The following is a 19,740-nucleotide window of genomic DNA, read 5'->3' on the forward strand; positions in this document are numbered from 1 at the left end:
TTCAATAATTTACATGCCTTACTAAGCTTTGCTCAAAAGCTACTAATTTTTTCTTACGAACTTTCCTGTGTTGTTTAATTGATAAGTAGCTGTCAATATTTTTGTGTTTTCATCCTGAGTAAACAGTGATATTTTATATGATCTATCCATTGAAAAAACTGTTTGTTCGGTTTCTGCTCCATTGCTGTTTGCAATTTCTAACCCATCAATAAATCTTGTTCCTTTAAATGTTACCAGATATAATAGGTCACTATCGCCGCTGACGTTATTGATCAGATAAAGCTGAAAATCTCCATTTGATGGAAGTTTAGCACTTGCATCTACGCTTAGTTGATAATGTTCGTTAAAATTGTTTTTTATATACTCTTCCGTGGAGGTGGACATTTTAACCTTTTTACTGAAGTTGTCATAATTTAATGGTAAAATATCTGACGCATTCATGATCGAATCGGTTTGTTGGGCTTTATTCAATTGCCGGGAATTTTGCAACCTATTCAGGATGCATTTTTCGGGGGCATAGTAAGTACCGGTAGGAATTTTTACAATTTCCCAAACCAAACTGTTATCTGTTAATTTAATACTGCAAATCCCGTAGCCTGAATTAAAGAAGCTTTTGAATTTTCCGGTGTATATTTTCCTGCCGGGGTCAAATGCTGCTTTAATATTTGCGTTCTCATTAAAATCACAGTCCAGTTTTTGTCCATTATTATAAACGGCGCAGTACTGTGCTAACAAAGAGTCTTCGGTCAACTTTAGTATTTTGATCGTAAATTCCTGGCGCTGATTTTCAGATCGCCAACGCCAGCTTTCAGGTGCAGTAAATGATTTTGAACTAAAAGATTTATTCATAGCCGTTGCCGTGTCATCAACCTTCTTATTCTGCGGCGTTCTTTGTTGACAGGCACCTAAAACTAATACTGTAATAAGTAAAGAAAAACACATGTTACGCATATTCCAAAGTATTACTTTTTATCAAAATAAGGATGCGTTTGCAGATTTCACGCAGCCAACATAGTTGCAGGTATTCCGATAAAGCTCCCCGCTAAAACTTCATATCTTAACTTCATAACTATTTATTAATTCCTGAAATAGTTCCTTAGATAAATCTTGATCACTAATTTGTTTTATTATTTCCCGTTGATCAGCGTATTCCTTTTCCAAGAAAGTCGTTACATATTCCCAGGTGTCTCCTGGTAGATTCTGCCTATAAAAATTCTCAGATCTTATGATATTGATTATTTCTTCGAGATTCATCAGAACCTCATTGATCAGGCCGGCATCTCTGCTTTCACAAAACTCAGCAATAGAAGTACACATTAAGGCGATTTGAGTTGCAATAGTAGCATATGCTGTAGTATATTCTTCATAAGAAGGTGCCAACTTGTAGAGCGAGCTTAAGTCTACGCTAAAATTATTCCGGGCTGAAAATATGATATCTACGCACTCTTCATAAAGCTTATTGATCACCCTTGATGCATTTTTAAATCTTAAGGCGTAACTGAAATCATCATTTGCAATTTCCATTTCGAAAAGTGTGTATAGATGCCGTGTTCTTCCCAAGCATGTTGTTAAAAATGAAAATTGATCATCGAAAGTCTGATCTTTAATAAGCTCTGAATTATTCATTAAATTGATATAGTCTTAGTTACACTAATTAAAATTTCCGTAATTTTTAAAATCTATTCTGCAATAGCTACTGGCTTTTCGGGAGAAAGTTGAATGTTGGTCAATTAACGATTAACTTTCCGAAATTTTCTATCGGCTTGTAATTGGTAAGTTACCGATGAACTTTCCACTTGCGGATCTTTTATATATCCTGTTATGTCGCCCTGCTCATTGTAGGTGTAGTGTTCAATATGATGTAATTTTAGTTTGATAATTCCTGTTTCTTCGATCCTAAAATCCCGATAGTATTCAACTTCAAAAATGAACCGACTGTCTAAAAGTAACGCATCTTGTAATTGACCTTCCTTATTGTAGCTGTTCAGTTGAATATTTAAAACAGGGCTGTCGTTCTCGCCGATTACATTGTAAACGATAATTTCGCAATCCGTCCCGGAAAGTTGAAATTTATCTGCTGTTAGATACCGGTTGCCCGGCTTTATCTCATATCCAAAAGGACTCTCCTTAAAATGTATTCCGGTATCAGTACAAGTTTTGAGTTCATATCCCGAAGGAACTAACAAAGTGTATTCCCTGGTTTGCGGATTTTTCTTATAGAATTTTTGAAATTGTCGAGACGTGATTGGCCATTTAATGCCTAATGACTTCGATTTGTCATCGTACCTGCTTTTTTCTTTTATTGCTGTTTCAGGCGAAAGGAAAACAGTGTCACGACCGCTTCCGAATCGTTCGCTCATCGTTTCACCCGAATGAATGACAATCGTTCTCGCGGTGTCAGGTCTGTATCCGTTCTTGGAAAAGGTGATATCATCAGAAACCTCACCATTATCCTCAAAAACAAAGTATCCGTTTTTGTCAGACTTAACTTGTTGGCCGTGATATTTCACGATAACATCCTTTAATGGAATACGCTTTTCTTTGTCATAAACGTAGCCTTTGTATTCCCGCTTTCCGCATGAACTAATTAAAATTAAGCAAGTTGTTAAAATATACAAGGTGTCGGAGAAGGGTTTCGCAAGTCTGTTCATAAGTTTATTATCTTTTCTCTGACGAGCGTAGCCAGATCAGGTGATTGTTTTTACTTATGCGGTAAACATCCTGCCACCAACGAGCGCCGCCACGGCAGGCGGTGTACAAAAGCTTTTCTTTGGGATTGAGCGTTACATCGCAAAGGCAGGAACATTTTGCGCGGGCATCCTCGCTTTCCTGCAATGCTTGGAAGCGTTTTGATGAGGGATCATACAGCCAGATGTTAAAGGTTTGATAAACGCCCATGCCGGCATCCGGAAGCGAAAAGGCAACGTCATCGTAACCGTCAAAATTGTAGTCTTTGATATAACATGACCTTCCTGCATCGGGTGCATCCATCGAAAGGAAGTTGGGTGTGATGACCTTGCCATCCGGATAAGTAAACATGAATTGATTATCTGCACTCGTCCAGGCAAAAGTTATGAGTACGTCGTGTAAAAGATATTTTTGAGTTTCGTCGTGTGAGTCATTTTTAGCATTTCCTGTCAATTTAAACCGCCTGCCATCTTTATTACGCATGTACCAGGCCTCTGTTATCCTGCCCGATTGTTCAACCAACCCATAGCTGCCCGTGATCTTTCCGTTCACCAATTCATCCCACTCATAATAATAGCCTTCAGGCTGCTTGTTAGGGTTGGTAAGTACGCTTGTTGTGAATTTTTTAAGCCTTAAAGCTAAATAGGAAGTTTTGCCCTTATACTGGACCAGGGCTGCTTTTCCTTCATCCGTACAATAAATCCGCAAGCTGAATGGTTTACGCTGATCAGCGGATGTTAAATCAAACGACTTGGCATTAGCGATGGCTGTAAGCGCAACAAAATAAACTACAGCACTAAAAAATTTTCCAAACATGGTGAGCAATCAAATAGTGTTTTAAGTCTAACACGGAAACCACCAATGCATAAAATATAGTTTTCCGTTCTTAATGAAAAGGTTAATGTGCCCGTCAGACACGTTGTCATCATCTTCTCTCAACTGCAACACCTGCAGTTTGCCCTCACCGGCTACATCCATTATGCCGATATGTTTAGCAGCGTTAGGAAATATCCTACGCAGATCGGCCATTGTTGTATTTTTATTAAGTGTGTGGTTCTTAAAAACTAAAAAATCGCCTTTTCCAAACCTTATCTCGTCAATAGCAACTTTACGCTGCGAACCTTCAAACCTCGAACCATTTTTATATAGATACTTCGCCTCAGGATCAACTGAACCGTCGGCTTCCTGAAAAATATTTGTGCAGGGTTCTATGTCGCTTAGTAGTTTCGAACTGTCCGGTTTACCGAGTACCGACGTAAACTCATTTAAAGTGAAATAACGTTTTAGTTTGCCGTTAAAGAGGATATCTTTTTCAGCCATAACTTCTATGGCAGTGTTGCGGTTCTGAACTTTTTGACGATCCTGTAGGGATCGTGATATCTCTTGCTGAACCTGTATTGAGCTGTCTGGTGTCTGTTTAGTTTTTGTTGATGTATCAGCAGGATCACCACTGCAGGATACTATGAACAAGCAAGACAGAAAGGTTAAATATATGCCTGGTAATTCACAAAAAGCTGCCAAGATGGGCCTCCGTTGAGATCCGGTACTTTCTTTCGCAAAAAACCTAACTATGTGCATACCGCCTGTAGTTATCTCTTCGTTATTTATATCACTGCATTGTGATATATTATGAACATTCTGCCTGCTAAAAAGTTTATACTAATAGGCAAGGAATTGACTAAGCTGCTAAATATTTGCTTAAATAAGAAAGGATCATGAAGATGTTATATGGATTTTGTACGGTTGCCATTATTGCCCTGTTGACCTTCGTCGGTGTCCAGTTTTTCAAAAACCAGCAGACCATATCCGACGATCTGCCAACAGAATTTTCGCATTACACATCAATTGATAGTTCAAGTGTTATCAAAGCCGGAAAAGTGTCAATGACACTGTTGCTGGAAAGCACGGAGGATATAAAGACCTTTTTAACGCCAAACAACGAGGTGATCGTCTATACGGTTCCGGAAAAAAAGACCAACTCGTTTTATAAGATCAGCAGGGACGGAGTTTTAATTGACTCTTTAACGCTAAAATGCAGACAGACAGATATTGCCTTTGTCAAAGGATATGTTATTGATAGAAAGTACCATCAATATTATAAATGGGGCTTTGACGGAAATAAAGAAGCTGTTAATATCCCCCTGCAAAACGAACGACTTGATTGGGATCTGAAAAAGCAACAGGAGCAACTTAAGGTTGTTAAGGAAAAATCTACAGCTGTGTATGTCGATTATGAAACTAAGACCCCGGAGCCTATTAAACCAGCGGCTGATGGTGAGATCCAGGCTGTACCAACCATGGAAACCTATACCGTCCTGACGTATTTTGTCAATGATGATTGCTTCCGTTTTTTTACGACATTGGATACAGACAAGGATTTTCCTTATTCGTATACAGAAAAATTGCTTTTAAACGATCTTTTTAAACGTATCAACACCAAAGTAAGTGGTAATAAAGAGATCATAAAAGCACCTGAGATAAAGTACCGCTACTTTCAAAAGTTGAAATTAGAGAAAGTCCGCTTTTCAGGAGGCGGTGGTAATGCGGCGCCTTTTGATGTAATGCTTTTTCACGGAAACCTTTTCACAGATGTGATATACAAAACGGACACATTAAAATTAAAGGAGTTTATGTACCTGGATCAGAAATGGCATCAGAGCAGCATTGAAATAGATGGAAAGAATATAGGTACGCTTATGAAGAATAAAAAGCAGCCTCCGCATGATATTGATGCCTATATGTATTATACCAACCCGCAAATAGACTATGCTCTATTTACAAACAATGATAAGAAGCTTTATTTGATCAAATAACTCATATTAAACGATGAATAGAACGTTAATTAAGCTCATCATATTGAACTGTTGCATGCTTTCAGCATGTGATCTAAAAACAAGCGAGCAAAAAAAATTAACCAGATCAGATACAATTGTAAAACAAAGCCACACTCCTAAGACCAGGAGCGAACAACATACGCACATAGACCAAATGACCTTTGTTGAGTATCTCGATGATGGCGATTATTTTCAGATCCTGGCGAGAAAGGGAGATAGTATATTCAGTTTCATTAACGACATAGATGACAACAGAAATATAAACCGGGGAGATCTGGTACAGGTAAAATGGAAAAGAGACTCCATCACTGTTCCCGGCGATAATGAGTCCAAAATGCCGGCGGATATATTACTTGACCTGAAAAAAGCAGCCGACGGACCAGTTTCTCGGTTTAGAAAAACCTATGGCAGGAAGCTGAAATATACATGGGCTACCAATGAAGAATTTACTTCATCCTATCTGGATAAAGTTTACTTGATAGTGGAGTATTATTTAACCCAAACCAAAAATCCTCTATTGCAACTCGCTATTAAAAATAAAGACGAAGTGACTTATTCCATTGAATCAAAAACAAGGGACGATCACGGTTACAAGGTGATCGGCATTGCCCCGGTAGGACCAAACGGAGCTAGTATCGTTCAATGGTTGTACGTTGATGAAGAATCTGATAAACTGTACGAGTATAATCTGCCAGCGGACAAATTGGTCGCGCTTAAATGAAACACTTAAAGCAAACAGATTAAGCTAAAAATATTGATCATGGATGTTAACGGTCTTGTATTTAAATATTGGTTACTCAACGTAATGTTAGCTGTCATGGTTTACTTAGCTTACAGAATTGCCATTGTAAATACATCAGACACTGGCGAAGGCGTATCATTTATTTTAAACGTCCTGGAAATTTTGTTGAACCTTGGTTTCTCGTTGTTTTACCTTGCAGCAATGGTACTCGGTTCTTTTGCCATCTTTTTGAACCGTTTCAAAAAGATAAGAGATAATTACTTTGTATCATGGCTTACTTTTTCCGGAGCGCCGGTACTGATAGCAGTAATGTTGATCATTACAATAGCGGATAGTTACCATAGCGGCATTATGACAAAAGCTACGATCGCTGCCATAGCATATCCATTGATCACAACCTGGTCCTTTCTGGAATTCAGAAGAGGATACCTCCTTAAAACCAAAGCTCAAGTAAATGACAAGAAAGATCACCAACGGCCCCGTTAGAAATAAGGAACGGACTAAGGCGACATTGATAAATGCGCTCGGAAAGATATTAAAAAAGAAGGGCTTTGCGGGTTTAAGCGCGAGCAGTGTGGCCGGAGAAGCTAAGGTGGACAGGCGGCTTATCTATGATTACTTTGGTGATTTGGAGGGACTGGTAAAGGAATACCTGAACAACAAAGATTATTGGAAGATGGAACCCGAGGATGTTGAAAGTATTGTCCGGGCAGCCAGGGAAGACGCCGGTAAAGCGCTTGCGTATGGTGTACTGCAAGATCAGTTGGACAGCTTGATCGGCAATGAGGAAATGCGCCGCATTATTACGTGGGGACTAAGCGAAAAGTCGGCCATGTTAAAGGAACTTGATCTGAAGCGTGAAAATGTGGGGGAGATGGTATTGAGTGAGGTTTTCGATAAGCGATTCGCCGATAGCAAAGTGAACTTCCGGGCCGTATACGCCTTACTCATGGGTGGTGTTTATTATCTCACCTTACATGCCAAAATGCAGGAAAACACCTTTTGCGGAATTGATATCCAGCAACCGGCCGGACAAGACGAGATCAAGAAGACAATTAGACAGTTACTTGATCTGATCTATAAATGATCCTTAAACTAAAAAGAATCGTATGAAGCGTAGCTATAAAAGCAATTGTATCGTCCTGATGCTTTTTTCTGTTGTGATGGTCGCGTTTGGTTGTGATAGTGGAAATAGAGGGACTAATTCCAATAACCATAAAAAACTCCAAACGAGCGTTCTCACTAAACAAGTAAAAACCACTGAAGACACAAAATTATCATCCTTTGTATTGAGTTGCGGGTCCGGATGTGCTATGACCTACACGCCGGAGAGCATAACGGGAAAGCTTCCTGTTTTGATCGTTCAATTTAAGGTAGAGATGTTTGTAGACGAAGAGCTAACGGATACCTATAATGAGGTATACGAGTTTTCTTATAACTCATCAAAGCAAATAGAACAGGTGCATATGCAAGGAAAGAACGATAATGTGCTAAAAACATTAATGCCCAATGCGCAAAGATCATTCAGGAAGTTTGCAGAAGAACTATTAAATCGTTGACGTATGGATAGATTTAAAGGCTTTGATCACTTTGAAGACCGGCTTACAGGAATTCTTACCCTGCCTGATATCGGGGACATTCAAGTTGAGTTCGATCTGGAAGACCATAAGGGAATAGATGATCTTAATGCACTAATGGCGCACGCAGAATCATGGTTGGAAAGTTTTAATAAAAAGATCCTTCAGGACCTAAAAACGGCAATAGCTGCGGAACTAACGGATGCAGCATATACCGGCTCTGCTTATCAACCCGTAAGTAGTGACTACACGGGTCTGGAGCAATCGCTTCAACTGAAGACGATCTGCTTTTATATAGATGCGGAGACCTCACTCATCTTCGGATCCGAAACAGAATATCCTGATATGGATATTTGTTGCTTGGTAGAAGAGGATTTTTCAATAGCGGACGTCTTTCTCGATGCAAATAATTAACGGTACTGATCGCAAACACTACTATACATCAACTTCACCAATGATCAATTAAAAGATATGGCCAGCCTTGTAAACATCTTTATGTCAATGGAACTCTTTCTCAAAGAGACTGAAGCTTTGATCAAATCTGCTGATCTATTTGTTTACACTAAAAGTAAAGGTGCCCTCCGCACTATTTTACCCTTTGCTGATTGGACTAAAGAAGGATTACCTCAAGTGGGCAGCGGCTGGTTGGATATATTTATTACATCTGAACCTTTTGATGAAGTTAAATACAGAGGTTTTTATGACGATAACTTTTTCATGCACGTGATCGAAGTAAAAGGAGGTAGATCAACTAACACTGAATTGGAAAAGCTTGGGTTAAGGATAGTTGCGAAGGAACCTGATAAGCGAATAAAAGCATTTATGAACAAATTGCAAAAATTCCTGAAGGAAAGCGAAAGCTATGGCATGGGAATAGGACCTGGAAAGTATCATGGAAGGATATTTTATCACCGTCGGGAAATAATTGGCAAGACCTTGTGGCCTGATTTAGAAAGAAAGATCGTACCGGTCAATATTCCGGTTTGATGTGATGATTTCCTTTTCTGAAAGAAAAGGAAATGTTGATGAGAAGATCTTGAGCACTAAGCAATAAGCAAAGCGCATAATTACTCTATTAAATAGGAGCTATTTTTTAAAACTTGAAAGTGAAAGTGCTTTAAAGACAGACGAATTATAAAATATCCGATCAGAAAACAAATCATGCGCTTGGTTGGGCTCGAACCAGGAACCCGCTAAAAAATCAGCCAAATTTTTGGTATATTTCGGTACATTTTAGTACTTTTACAATGCTTGAGCGGTCAGCGACCAAAGCGGCGACCAATATCGCCAGTGACTCTTGCAAGTGATTGATAATCAAAGAATAACGATAAGATCATAGTAGCCCAGGTGGGCGCACTTCAATCAAGCTGTTTTCTGCATCATAAAGCGGCTTGATTGTTCCGCACGCAGTATTACCTATATACGCAGTACCAGCACTGTGACGTGTTTTATCGGAGAAACGGCTGGACAGCACACTCAATATCAAGGTCAAATTTCTTTTTGAAAAGCTTGAAAAAAGCCATAAGAGTATCGGGACACAACAATTCAACTTGGTTTTAAATTGTTTTTTTCTTGCGAACAATTAACAGATTATTTTAAAGAACTTTAACAAGATAATAATCATTGAAAAGCGCATTGACGCAAAACCTGGTATTTTTTTCAAATAAATATTAGGATAATAAAAAAATAATTATTTAGCTTAGTGGTAGCTTTAGCGTACCCCTCTGCACTAACCTAACCATACATTAAACCGATTACACTTAATTTTAAGTGAACCAACCTTATGCAGAGAGATAATTTCACAATGGCGTTGAGCCATTTTATTGCCGCTTTGGCGATACCTTTATCGCGTCATACACTTGACGAGGATCTTCAAAAACACCCCGATTATAGTAGCTTACTTGCCATGAGCGATGTGATGAACCTTTGGAATATCCCAAATGCTGCTTATAATTTGACTTTTGATGAATTGATAGCAGAAGAGATAAATGTGCCCTTTATTGCTTTTGTTTCAAAAAAAGAATTCCTTACTGTAAATAACTTAACTGAAAAGTATGCGATAGTTTCTAATGAACGATGGACTAAACACCGCATCAGCATCGATGAGTTTAAAAATATTTATTCAGGCGCTATATTGATCGCTGAAAAGAACGATACATCTGGCGAATCCGACTATGCTGCAAAGCGTTTTAAGGATATAATTAACGACATAAGGTTACCTTTTGTTATCGCAAGCGCTACTTCATTGCTCTTGATCTGGCTAATAGTTTCTCCTTATTTCGGATCCTTAAATTTGCAGGTTGCACTATTAACTTTGTTTAAAACCGCCGGACTTGCCATAACTACACTATTGTTGGTTCAGGGTTTTGATGCCAATAATCCCTTAATTCATAGAATATGTGGAAGTGATAGTGATAAAAACTGCAATGCAATATTGTCATCAAAGGCAGCGAAAGTAAATGAGTACCTAAATTGGAGTGAAGTAGGCTTTTTTTACTTCTCGGGTACATGGCTGGTTTTACTGTTCAATAGTGATAATCCATCAATTATTCATTTGCTTTCACTTTTTAACCTGCTTAGCCTTCCATATACCTTCTATTCAATTTATCACCAATGGCGGGTTTCTAAACAGTGGTGTAGATTGTGCTGCGCGGTTCAGTTATTGCTTTGGTTTGAATTTTTTGCATTCTTTCCGTCCCTGTCAACAACTTCTCAAACGTTTGCGTATAGTGAATGGGTTCGGTTAATTACCACTATGGCAGTACCTGTTTTAAGTTGGATATTTATTAAACCCTATTTACTTCTTTCCCAACAAATTTCACCATTAAAAAAGCAGCTTAGAGAGTACAAATATAATAGGGATCATTTCAATAGAATGCTGAACGATGAGGCTCAGTATGCACTGTTGGATAATTGCAATTCTATAATTCTCGGAAATCCCGAAGCCGAAAAAGTGATTACAATGGTATCAAATCCATTTTGCGAGCCTTGCTCAAGAGCGCATAAGGCTTTGGAGTGGATAGAGAGTCGAGACGATGTTAAACTCCAGATAATTTTTATAAGTCAGAATGAAAATGATAGAAATGCGAAAGTTGCCTTGCATTTGATGGCTATAAAAAAGAGCAAAGAAAGCATAGCTGTAAAAAATGCTATTGATGACTGGTATGAACAGAAGCAAAAAAATTATGACGAGTGGGCAAAAGTGCATCCTCAGAAAGGAGATGCCTTTGGGCTTGATAGCATTGTTAAACAACGCGAGTGGTGCAATTTAACCAATGTAACCAGTACCCCTACGTTATTTTTAAACGGTCGCAAACTCCCCCAAAACTATTTACCAGAAGACATTAAGTATTTTATATAAATACAAGCAAAATATTGTTGGCCACAATGAAGAAGCCTGAACTTCGATAAATCAGGATCGGGAAAGCCACAACCGAATATTGGGGCAATTTAACCAAAAAACTTAGATGAAAAAACTAAAATTGAGCGGTAAGACTGAGCTTACTAAAGATGAAATGAAAAAAATTAATGGCGGTATGTATGCTTGTATAGCAACAAATCGCTGCACCGGTGGAAACTACATTTTCCTCTGCGACTGGAATAGTGAGACGGATTGTTACAGCTGGGCGGGGGCAACATGTCATAACGATAGCTGTTGTGATTATTCAAGCTTTACTTGTTAACAAAAGCACTAAACTGACAGTAGGTAACTACTGTCAGTTTTTATTCAGTACTATAAAATTATAATATATATGAATTTTTTAAAAAGCGAAAAATTGGTGGTACTTGCTGCTTGTTTTTTAGGTTTGTATTACCCAACGTCGGCACAATCAAAAATGCCTAATTTACAAGCTAAAGGGCTTTATATGCCTGCAAATTTAAAAATTGACGGAAAATCTGATGAGTGGACTAACAAATTTGAAGCGTACAATAATAGCACAGATTTTTACTACACAATTGCTAATAACGATGAAAGATTGTATATAATTATTAGAGCCACTGATCGTAATGTTTTTAATAAGATAATTGAGAAAGGCGTTACATTTTCTACTAAAAATGGTAGTAGCGGCAATAACAGTAGTTTTACCTTTCCTTATTATATCAATGATACCAGAAGACTACTTTCTTTAGATTTAAAGGGGGATATGAATAATCCGAGTAACAAAGCTACAGATGCGGACATAGCCCAAAATAATAAACTACTTAGAGAAAAGCACAGGTTTATAAAGGTAGAAGGTATTCGGGGTGTTGATTCGTTGATATCTATTTATAACGAGAAAGGTATTCAGGTTGCAGAATTATTCGACGTGAATAAAGCATATACTTTAGAAATGTTGATAGATCTTAAACTACTTGGGGTTTCAACAAAAAACGATAAAAAAATTTCGTACCAAATAAAAGTTAATCCAATACCTGGATACGCAGTTTCTGAAAATTCAAAGATTATTACAAGTAGCGGTAACCAAGCTACGCCTGATCAATTGGCTCAACTTAACGTTCTATTAGCCAAAAAGTTTGGTGGCTCAGATTTTAGGGGAGAATATGTTTTAGCGACGAAATAGCAAGCCCTTTAGCTGTATTATTTTCATAAAAGAAGAAATTAAATTGAATCCGGATAATAAATAACGGGTTTATCGCTTATATAAAACGTAACTGTCAGGGCAGGCACGTTAACTTATCAAAAATATTGAATGCCATAGTGATACTATAATAGCTGAAAGTAAATGCCCCCATCTCGTTAAACAAAATCTAAAGTTAGTTATGACATCAACCTCATTAAGGACACATTTTGCTTATACATTCTGCAGAAATTTAAATAATAACGTATAAATGTTAACCTTCCCGCATTATAAACAACAAGATCAAATGGACTGCGGCCCTACATGTTTGCGTATTATAGGCAAACACTACGGACGTGCGTTATCTATCCAAAGACTTAGAGCATTATGCTTTGTTAATAAGCGCGGTGTTAATTTATTGGCTATAAGTGAAGCGGCAGAAAAGATAGGTTTCAGAACTCAAGGTGTAAAAATTACACTTAACCTGCTTAAAGAAGCAGAACTGCCTTGCATACTTCATTGGCGGCAAAACCACTATGTTGTACTTTACAAGATTAAGGGAGATAAGTTTTACATATCTGACCCTGTACAAGGACTCATTGTATCAGACGAAGAAGCTTTCACGAAAAATTGGTTTAGCCACAGGGATTTTCAGAACGGAGTGGCTTTATTAATAAGTCCCTCACCACAGTTTTATCAACAAGAAGATGACAAAGTCAGATTATCTTGGTTTTCTATTTTTCGATATTTCTATGATTACAAGCGTTTGGTTATACAGTTACTCATTGGTTTGGGTATTGGTACCTTGCTTTCGCTCGTTACCCCTTTTTTAACACAAGCAATAGTAGATATCGGTGTAAACACACGCAATATCAATTTTGTGTATTTAATACTAATTGCACAGGTAATGCTCTTTATAGGTAGTACCAGCGTGAATTTTATACGTTCCTGGATACTGCTTCACATAAGCACTCGTGTCAATATCTCAATACTTACAGATTTTCTGATTAAATTGATGAAACTTCCGATTAGTTATTTTGAGAGTAAAACAACTGGTGATATTATGCAACGCATGAACGATCAACAGCGAATTGAAACATTTTTAACCGGCACAACGCTAAGCACTTTGTTCTCTCTGATAAATCTGTTTGTTTTTACTGTGATACTTGTTTACTACGATGCAGTAATTTTTACAGTATCGCTAATAAGCACAGTGGTTTATGTTGGCTGGATTGCTTTGTTTTTAAATCGTCGACGCGACCTGAATTATAAGCAGTTCGATAACTCTTCAAGTAATCAAAATAATATTGTTGAATTGGTAAGTGGTATTCAGGAAATTAAACTCAATAACTGCGAACAACAAAAGCGCTGGGGATGGGAACATATTCAGGCTAAGTTATTTAAATACAAGGTGCAAAATCTGGCACTCAACCAATATCAGCAAGGGGGTACTTTGTTTATAAACCAGGCAAAAAATATAATTATTACTTTTCTTAGTGTTAAAGCAGTTGTAAATGGTGAGATAACGTTGGGAGGAATGATGGCTATTCAATACATTGTTGGGCAGGTAAGTAATCCTATTGACCAACTTCTCGGATTTGTTCAATCATACCAGGATGCAAAGATTAGTTTGGAAAGGCTAAACGATGTGCATGAGTTGGAGGATGAAGAATCTGTAGATAAAGAATGGATATATAATCTTCCTGAAATTAAAACTATCGCAATTAAAAATCTGGATTTCAGATACCCGGGCGCAGGAAACGATTTAGTGTTAGAAAACATAAATTTAATAATTCCACATGGGAAAACTACAGCTATTGTAGGAATGAGTGGTAGTGGAAAAACTACATTGCTAAAATTATTGCTACGTTTCTACGAGCCGGAAAAAGGTGATATTAAAGTGAATGAAACTCATCTTAACCAAATTAGTTTTAAGACTTGGCGTAACGCATGCGGCACAGTAATGCAGGATGGATTTATTTTTTCTGACACCATTGAAAACAATATAGCTGTTGGTGATGAAATGCCAGATAAAGAAAAATTGGCGATGGCCATTAAGACTGCTAATCTGGATGATTATATTTCTGAGCTGCCCTTTGGTTTGCATACTAAAATAGGGTCAGGTGCGAGCGGACTTAGCCAAGGGCAGAAACAGCGTTTATTGATAGCCAGAGCCGTGTATAAAAATCCGGATTATTTATTTTTTGACGAAGCTACTAATGCACTTGACGCTAATAATGAGCGGGTGATTATGGACAATTTTAATGACTTCTTTTTTGGACGCACGGTTGTAATTGTAGCGCACAGACTAAGTACAGTTAGCAATGCGGATAACATTATAGTTATGGATAAAGGAAAGATTATTGAGCAGGGCACGCATCAGCAATTAGCCGCTTTGAAAGGTGAGTATTATGGTCTGGTTAAAAATCAGTTAGAATTAGGAGTATGAGTTTTGTTTGGCTTTCTCTTTCGCTCTTTTGCGCAAAAAACAATTGGAATAAATTGTTAGAAGAGGGTATAGAAGTCTTTATTAAAGATCAGAAGGCAATAAATAACTACGCCATATCTTTTAATTTTCTAAGTGGCGAAAATATTAGGTTATCACTTCAGGCAACCAGAGAAGATGCACTTGATGTAGCTAAAGGAGCTGACGATTTTTTTAAGAATTACTTCTCGTTGGCAAATTTTACAGTAAAAAAAATACGCTTTCCTATTGACGGCGTATTCAAGCCTATGCCAATGAATAGTATTCAATATGGGTTATATCATGGCACACCTAAAACGTTAGATGATGTTACTAATCTAACCAATTTCTCGAAAATTCTGATCAGGGCTTTAAAAGAATGTACCATTGACGACGAGACAATAATCACGTTTGCTTTTTACTTGCAGGTAAGTTTAATTAAAATTCTGATAAAGCATGTTAAAGCCGCGGTAGACTTGATGTTTATTACTAACCGCATGGAGAACAATGAAACAGAAATTCAAGAAGAGATTGTTCTCGATGTGGCATTATTGGACGAGATAGCGTTAGATATAATGCAAACTGAAAGATTTGATATAGAATTAGATTGGCTAAATAACTGGATAGATTTCAACGAACTTGAGCTAAAAAAAATAACTGGCCTTAATAGATCTATAGAATATTTTTACAACAATAAGGTCAGCATTATTTCTAATTGCTTGGGTTTAAATGACAATTCCAGATTTTTGTTGAATAATGGTATTCAAAAAGCCTTACGCAAATATTTAGTACATAACCATCCTGATAATTTCTGAGAAGGCCATTGTTTGTCCAAATAATAGAAACATGATAATAATTGAAAGTAGCTCCAAGGATTTAAATGTGGTAAGAAAGCCTGACTTTTCCAAGATAAATTCAGACAAGCATAGTGAAGAGATACAAGAGATTATAACCAAAGTTCCGAATTGGATTATAAGATGGGGTATAACCTTGTTGTTTATCATCGTACTAGTAGCAATATCTATTTCCGTTATAGTACGCTACCCGGATACCGTTAAGGTTAAATTAAAAATAGAAGCAGCTAATACGGTGAAATCTGTTATTGCCGGCGAGGCTGGGTACATTTCAAGAGTTTTTATAACCACAGAACAAATAATTTCAAAAGGACAGGTCTTGGCTGAAATATATAGCGAGACTTCCGGTAAACACAAATTTTTACTTGCTCCTTATAGTGGTAGAGTAGCCTCAGTGGCAATTATACAAAAAGGATATTTCTTAAAAGCTAATCAGGAAGTTTTTAGAATAATGCCTAATAATGAGTTTTTGTTCGGTGTTGTTAAAGTGTCTGGAGACCAGATCAATAAAGTTAAAATAGGGCAGGACGTAGTGATGAAATTAAATAATTATCCTTTTGAGGAATATGGAGTTTTTAAAGGCAAAATAAGTTATGTGGCAGATGAGCCTTCTAATGAAGGTTTTTTTGCCGTACAGGTAGCTTTTGAAGAACGTGGAAACTTGAAAGATCCACGTAAGCTTAAGACGTGGATGACTGGCAGCGCGGAGATAATCACGAAGGATATCACTTTATTACGCCGCTTTTACAATCTTATGGTTAAGGAATTAAAATAAGGTGACAAATGGCCAAAAATAATTTGAAAATATCATTTTGTGTAATTTGCATGAACCGCTTACACCAATTAAAAATTACGTTGCCACAGAACATTACGGATAATGAAGATTATGAGGAGCTTGAATTTATCATACTTGACTACAATTCAGAAGATGGGATGGAAGAATGGGTGCAGAAAAATTTCTCACACTATATTGATAATGGTCGGCTCGTGTATTACAAAACGAATGATCCCAGCTCCTGGAGCCCAAGTCATTCAAAAAATGTTGCCTTTAAATTAGCAACAGGAGATGTTTTATGTAGTATTTGGGCCGATTATTACACCGGGAAAGGATTTGCTAATTACGTAAATAAGACTTTCCAGGATTTTGATAACATAGTTCTAACCCCAATTGACTTTTATAATACAAAAAAGAATTATAAACCGGCAGGCGATGTTTTAGGAAAAGTATGCGTAAAAAAAAGTGATTTCATCAAGGTTGAGGGCTTTGATGAGCGTATGGATAGGCATGGTTTTGAGGATTATGATTTCATAAACCGTTTGGAAATGATTGGCATTGAGAGGAAATTGATTGAAGATTTCACTTATTTGAATTATATCAGCCATGGTGACGAAGAAAGGCACATTCTTCCAACGGATTTTAACGAAATGTATATTAGGTATATTACTCCATCTGAATCAGAAGTTTTGTTATTATATGACGATAATCATTTTGAGCAGGGGGTGTTAATTGATAATTACACAATTAATTCAGACAGTTATTTAAATTATGCAGCTATAAGAAATAGTTTGGAGTATACTTTAAAAGATAATGTATGGATAGCAGGAACCTGGAAAAGACACGATGATAAAATTATAATATCATCTACCATGGGAGCCTTTGAAATGGATATAAAAAAAAATGAAAATAGTATTTACCTCACAACCAGCGATTTTACCGATAACTTTTACCACATAATTAGTAATGATATCATTAAAGGAATATTAACATTTAAACACTTTCTTTACACCCAATTGATTATGGAGGACAACCTGAAGAATACAGCTGTTGTTGTGAACAAAGGAAAATTTGGTAAGGCAACTGTATACAAAAATTTTTCTTCGGATATAATTTACGTCAACTAATATGCTTTAAAATAGAGGATTTGGTATATTTCGGTTAGTTGTTAAAATAACTTTGCTGTTGTATTGCGCTCACGGATTTCATCTTCAGTCTTTAAAACGAAATTTGTTTTCATATTTTGTTCAGCCATAAGTTGAACTTCTTCAATAAATGGCCGCAATTCACGTTCGTAGGCTTCAAACGCAGGTTTGTAGTCGCCATTGTATTTGTGCAAGGCGCCAGCAACGGCCGCTGCACCTTGCATGGCTAAAGATCCGCCCTGACCCGAAGCAGGCGAAGGGCAGTAGGCTGCATCACCAACTAATACAACGCGTCCCTTATGCCATTCAGGCATTTTGATCTGGTTAAATTTGTCAAAATAAAAGCTGTCAGATTTGCTTATTTCGTCCAGAAGTTCAGACGTGCGCCAGCCTTCATTTTTGAACTGCTCCCGGATGATCTGACGTTGCTCAGTAAGGTCGCGATAGTTGTAGGGCAATTCTTCTTCGGTCATAAAAATGAAAATAACATCTGTTTTACCATTATAGGCATTCAGCATTACAGATTTGGAAGGTACACTGAAAGTTTGCATGGTGCGCTGTGGTACCAATAGTTTCGGAATAATACTGATAGAGAAATATGCGCCTAAATGATGCGCGTAATTTTCTTCCGGACCGAACCAGATATTGCGTGTGCCTGAATGCGAACCGTCACAACCAAATATTAAATCGTATTTGTGTTGCCCGCCATTGTTGAAACGGACGTCAATGCCGGTTTCATTTTCTTCAAGGGCAATAATACGGTCGCTGAATAAAAACTCAACTTGCCCTATTAATTCGTCCAGCAAAACTTTCACAAATTTATCGCGTTCGATCTCAATTTCTTTAGCAGAATTTTCTTCATTTCTTGGAATGACAATAACCCCTTCAGTAATGTCGTCGCTGTTTTTATATTCGATGCGGTCTACACCTAACTGATAGGATCTGAATTTCTCATACAGTCCCATTTGTTTGGCAATAGCAACGCTGGGTTCGTTCAGGTCAACTGCAGCGCCGCTGATTCTGGGTGCAGCGGCTAATTCAACTACGGTAACCTGATAGCCTATATGGTTGAGCCACCAAGCGGTAGAAAGGCCGGCAATGCTTGCGCCGGAAACTAAAACTTTATTTGCTTTACTGATCTTCATATGTGTTTTATTTTCATACAAAAATCTGTACCGCGCTATTCTGAGGATAGAACAATTGCGACAAAATCACTATAGGATTCTTTTTTTCGCAGTTGGGTTTGTTTGGCAAAAGCAGCTGCGGTTAAGCCGCTGTACCGTTTGAACTCTCGGTTTAGGTGAGATTGATCGGCATAACCCAACTCATAAGCTAAAGCGGAGATGGATGTGTTAGGATAACACCACAAACGGTCTCGTGCCTGTTCGAAACGGATCAGGTTTGATATGTTTTTAACGCCGTTGCCCGAAGATGTCTTGAATTTTCGTTCCAGGGTGCGTACAGTTATATGCGCAGCGCTTGCTACCAAACGCACAGGTAAGGCACCATTTGCACCCAGCATAGCTCGCCCCGCCTGATTTAATTGGGCGTTGTTTTTTATATTGCTTTCGTTAACTAACCAATTGCTTAAGAGGGTAATAGCCCCTTCAACCTTCGCCTCGCTAACCAGTACATTCAGTGCAGGGTGCAAGCCGGCAAGTGGGTGCGTAAGGCGTTGAACGCCACCTTTAACAGCAGGTAATTTCAATAGGTCATAAACAGCCCAGGGAAAACATTTGATGCCGATGAGTTTAATATTATGCTCTACTTGAAAATACGTTGTTTTACCGAGTAAGCCTACCAGGAAAGGTGATGACAATGGTTCTATCGTGCCGCCGGTTAATACACTGCAGCCGCCTCCAAAGTAAAATATAATCTCGGCATGGCTATCAGGCAGTACATCAAAAGTTGCAGGGTAATTGCTAAATTCCATCTCCCGGTACCAAAAACCCTGTACGTGATTATGTAATTGGCCGATAACCGTAAATTCCTGATGATGCATACTTAAAGGTAAGATAATTGAATGATCTATTGTGATTGGAACCGGAGAGCAATTAAACTAAAACCTAATCAAATTTTACGAAACTATAATGTAAACGACT

At 37.7% G+C, this 19,740-nt stretch carries 21 protein-coding genes; 14 read left to right on the plus strand and 7 right to left on the minus strand.

Features of this window, described 5'->3' with window-relative positions:
• Window positions 1-42 precede the first annotated feature (42 nt).
• The 5 genes from CLV57_RS07125 to CLV57_RS07145 form a co-directional block, all read right to left on the minus strand.
• On the minus strand, window positions 43-849 hold the full coding sequence (locus CLV57_RS07125) for a hypothetical protein (RefSeq protein ID WP_169927064.1): 807 nt from the start codon (window positions 847-849) through the stop codon (window positions 43-45).
• A 201-nt stretch (window positions 850-1,050) separates the two neighbouring features.
• On the minus strand, window positions 1,051-1,626 hold the full coding sequence (locus CLV57_RS07130) for a hypothetical protein (protein ID WP_100340621.1): 576 nt from the start codon (window positions 1,624-1,626) through the stop codon (window positions 1,051-1,053).
• Between the two features lie 104 nt (window positions 1,627-1,730).
• Entirely contained in the window at window positions 1,731-2,651 is a 921-nt protein-coding gene (locus tag CLV57_RS07135; protein ID WP_100340622.1) for a hypothetical protein, read from the minus strand.
• Window positions 2,652-2,658: 7 nt separating this feature from the next.
• Window positions 2,659-3,504, minus strand: coding sequence for an XAC2610-related protein (locus CLV57_RS07140; protein ID WP_100340623.1), 846 nt, complete (start codon window positions 3,502-3,504; stop codon window positions 2,659-2,661).
• A 27-nt stretch (window positions 3,505-3,531) separates the two neighbouring features.
• Entirely contained in the window at window positions 3,532-4,158 is a 627-nt protein-coding gene (locus CLV57_RS07145) for a hypothetical protein (protein WP_157799090.1), read from the minus strand.
• 245 nt (window positions 4,159-4,403) lie between these two features.
• Between CLV57_RS07145 and CLV57_RS07150 the strand changes: the two genes are divergently transcribed.
• The 14 genes from CLV57_RS07150 to CLV57_RS07210 all read left to right on the plus strand — a co-directional run bounded on the left by CLV57_RS07150 (window position 4,404) and on the right by CLV57_RS07210 (window position 17,620).
• Complete coding sequence (locus tag CLV57_RS07150; protein ID WP_100340625.1) at window positions 4,404-5,501, plus strand: hypothetical protein; 1,098 nt, start codon at window positions 4,404-4,406, stop codon at window positions 5,499-5,501.
• Between the two features lie 13 nt (window positions 5,502-5,514).
• Entirely contained in the window at window positions 5,515-6,243 is a 729-nt protein-coding gene (locus CLV57_RS07155; RefSeq protein ID WP_100340626.1) for a hypothetical protein, read from the plus strand.
• A 39-nt stretch (window positions 6,244-6,282) separates the two neighbouring features.
• A complete protein-coding gene (locus CLV57_RS07160; protein WP_100340627.1) occupies window positions 6,283-6,750 on the plus strand; it encodes a hypothetical protein in 468 nt (155 codons plus the stop codon).
• Window positions 6,719-7,351, plus strand: a complete 633-nt coding sequence (locus tag CLV57_RS07165; RefSeq protein ID WP_100340628.1) for a TetR/AcrR family transcriptional regulator — start codon at window positions 6,719-6,721, stop codon at window positions 7,349-7,351. Before CLV57_RS07160 ends, CLV57_RS07165 begins: the two co-directional genes overlap by 32 nt.
• Before the next feature lie 226 nt (window positions 7,352-7,577).
• Window positions 7,578-7,823 carry a hypothetical protein gene (locus CLV57_RS07170; RefSeq protein WP_100340629.1) on the plus strand — a complete coding sequence of 82 codons (246 nt, stop codon included), beginning with the start codon at window positions 7,578-7,580 and terminating at the stop codon, window positions 7,821-7,823.
• A gap of 3 nt (window positions 7,824-7,826) precedes the next feature.
• Window positions 7,827-8,255, plus strand: coding sequence for a hypothetical protein (locus CLV57_RS07175; RefSeq protein ID WP_100340630.1), 429 nt, complete (start codon window positions 7,827-7,829; stop codon window positions 8,253-8,255).
• A 57-nt stretch (window positions 8,256-8,312) separates the two neighbouring features.
• Window positions 8,313-8,828 (plus strand): hypothetical protein, encoded by a 516-nt coding sequence (locus CLV57_RS07180; protein WP_157799091.1) that lies wholly within the window; start codon window positions 8,313-8,315, stop codon window positions 8,826-8,828.
• A 796-nt stretch (window positions 8,829-9,624) separates the two neighbouring features.
• On the plus strand, window positions 9,625-11,202 hold the full coding sequence (locus CLV57_RS07185; protein ID WP_100340632.1) for a vitamin K epoxide reductase family protein: 1,578 nt from the start codon (window positions 9,625-9,627) through the stop codon (window positions 11,200-11,202).
• Between the two features lie 106 nt (window positions 11,203-11,308).
• On the plus strand, window positions 11,309-11,524 hold the full coding sequence (locus CLV57_RS18335) for a hypothetical protein (RefSeq protein WP_157799092.1): 216 nt from the start codon (window positions 11,309-11,311) through the stop codon (window positions 11,522-11,524).
• Window positions 11,525-11,593: 69 nt separating this feature from the next.
• Entirely contained in the window at window positions 11,594-12,403 is an 810-nt protein-coding gene (locus CLV57_RS07190; protein WP_100340633.1) for a hypothetical protein, read from the plus strand.
• A 268-nt stretch (window positions 12,404-12,671) separates the two neighbouring features.
• Complete coding sequence (locus CLV57_RS07195; RefSeq protein WP_100340634.1) at window positions 12,672-14,849, plus strand: peptidase domain-containing ABC transporter; 2,178 nt, start codon at window positions 12,672-12,674, stop codon at window positions 14,847-14,849.
• On the plus strand, window positions 14,846-15,679 hold the full coding sequence (locus tag CLV57_RS07200) for a hypothetical protein (RefSeq protein ID WP_100340635.1): 834 nt from the start codon (window positions 14,846-14,848) through the stop codon (window positions 15,677-15,679). Before CLV57_RS07195 ends, CLV57_RS07200 begins: the two co-directional genes overlap by 4 nt.
• Window positions 15,680-15,710: 31 nt before the next feature.
• On the plus strand, window positions 15,711-16,493 hold the full coding sequence (locus CLV57_RS07205) for an HlyD family efflux transporter periplasmic adaptor subunit (RefSeq protein ID WP_100340636.1): 783 nt from the start codon (window positions 15,711-15,713) through the stop codon (window positions 16,491-16,493).
• Between the two features lie 50 nt (window positions 16,494-16,543).
• On the plus strand, window positions 16,544-17,620 hold the full coding sequence (locus CLV57_RS07210; RefSeq protein WP_169927065.1) for a galactosyltransferase-related protein: 1,077 nt from the start codon (window positions 16,544-16,546) through the stop codon (window positions 17,618-17,620).
• A 41-nt stretch (window positions 17,621-17,661) separates the two neighbouring features.
• Here the strand turns inward: CLV57_RS07210 and CLV57_RS07215 are convergent, their stop codons facing one another.
• Both CLV57_RS07215 and CLV57_RS07220 read right to left on the minus strand, forming a co-directional pair.
• Window positions 17,662-18,783: an FAD-dependent monooxygenase gene (locus CLV57_RS07215; RefSeq protein ID WP_100340638.1), complete on the minus strand. Its 1,122-nt coding sequence runs from the start codon at window positions 18,781-18,783 to the stop codon at window positions 17,662-17,664.
• A gap of 35 nt (window positions 18,784-18,818) precedes the next feature.
• The gene (locus CLV57_RS07220; protein ID WP_100340639.1) at window positions 18,819-19,640 is read right to left on the minus strand and encodes a helix-turn-helix domain-containing protein; all 822 of its coding nucleotides are present in this window, start codon (window positions 19,638-19,640) and stop codon (window positions 18,819-18,821) included.
• Between the last annotated feature and the right edge of the window lie 100 nt (window positions 19,641-19,740).

Source organism: Mucilaginibacter auburnensis (genome assembly GCF_002797815.1).
GTDB lineage: Bacteria > Bacteroidota > Bacteroidia > Sphingobacteriales > Sphingobacteriaceae > Mucilaginibacter > Mucilaginibacter auburnensis.